The 974-nt window shown below is 52.3% G+C and carries 2 protein-coding genes; both read right to left on the reverse strand.

Annotated features, from left to right (window positions below; translation table 11 throughout):
• Positions 1 to 562, reverse strand: a 562-nt coding sequence (asd, locus tag EEB15_RS33035; RefSeq protein WP_141514234.1) for an archaetidylserine decarboxylase, incomplete at its 3' end; no start/stop codon positions are given.
• 96 nt (positions 563 to 658) lie between these two features.
• On the reverse strand, positions 659 to 974 hold a 316-nt coding region (gene rsgA / locus EEB15_RS33040), incomplete at its 5' end, for a ribosome small subunit-dependent GTPase A (RefSeq protein WP_064605858.1).

Here is a 974-nt window from a genome sequence, read left to right on the forward strand (position 1 = left end):
GGCAAATCACGCGTTCGTTACGGGCAAACAGATTCGGCACGTTCTGAGCCGTGAGATGGTTAACGGAGAAGAGATCGCCCGGCACGTAGATCATCTCACGCAGAATACCGTTGCACGGCATGTGTACGCGGTGGTAGTCACGCGGGGAGAGGTAAGTGGTCACAAACGTACCGTTGCGGAACAGGTCCGCCATCAGATAGTTGCCTGCCAGCAGGGCTTCGAGGCTGTAGTTGTGGCCTTTGGCTTGCAGGATTTTATCTTCTTCGATTTTACCCAACTGGCTGATAACGCCATCGGCAGGCATGACCAGTACATTCGGATCGGTATCGATTGGGCGTACTTCGTCACGCAGCGGACGGACAAAGAATTCGTTAAAGGTGCGGTAGCTGGCGGTGTCCGGCTTTTGCGCCTCTTTCATGTCGACCTTGTAGTATTTAACGAACAGATCGATAACCAGTTTTGTCAGCCATCCTGCCCGCTTGCTTGCGCCCCAACCCGCCAGGCGAGTAAGCCATAGTTTCGGCAGAATGTACTGTAGCGAAAGTTTAAATGAATTTAACAAGGTAGCCTCCAGGCCATTGTTTTGTCGTTCCTGATCCGGCCTACATGCCGGATCCTGAAAAAAAGGGGACGATTCTAACGACGGTTAGCTTAATTGTCAGTCATCCGTATCAGAAAAGTTTTTACGCGTTTTTACCTGCGCCATGCTTTCCAGAATACGGTGATAGTTTTCGAAACGGGTTTCCGCGATTTTCCCTTCCTCAACCGCTTCCCGGATAGCGCAGCCCGGATCGGTATCGTGTTTGCAATCGCGATATTTACACAGACCTAAATAGTCATGGAATTCGACAAAGCCCTGAGTGATTTGTTCCGGCTCCAGGTGCCAGAGGCCGAACTCACGCACTCCTGGGGAGTCAATCACATCACCGCCGTGCGGGAAGTGATACAGCCGAGCGGCGGTCGTGGTGTGCTGA

It is taken from the genome of Ramlibacter sp. WS9, from assembly GCF_003797765.1.
Taxonomy (GTDB): domain Bacteria; phylum Pseudomonadota; class Gammaproteobacteria; order Burkholderiales; family Burkholderiaceae_C; genus Ramlibacter.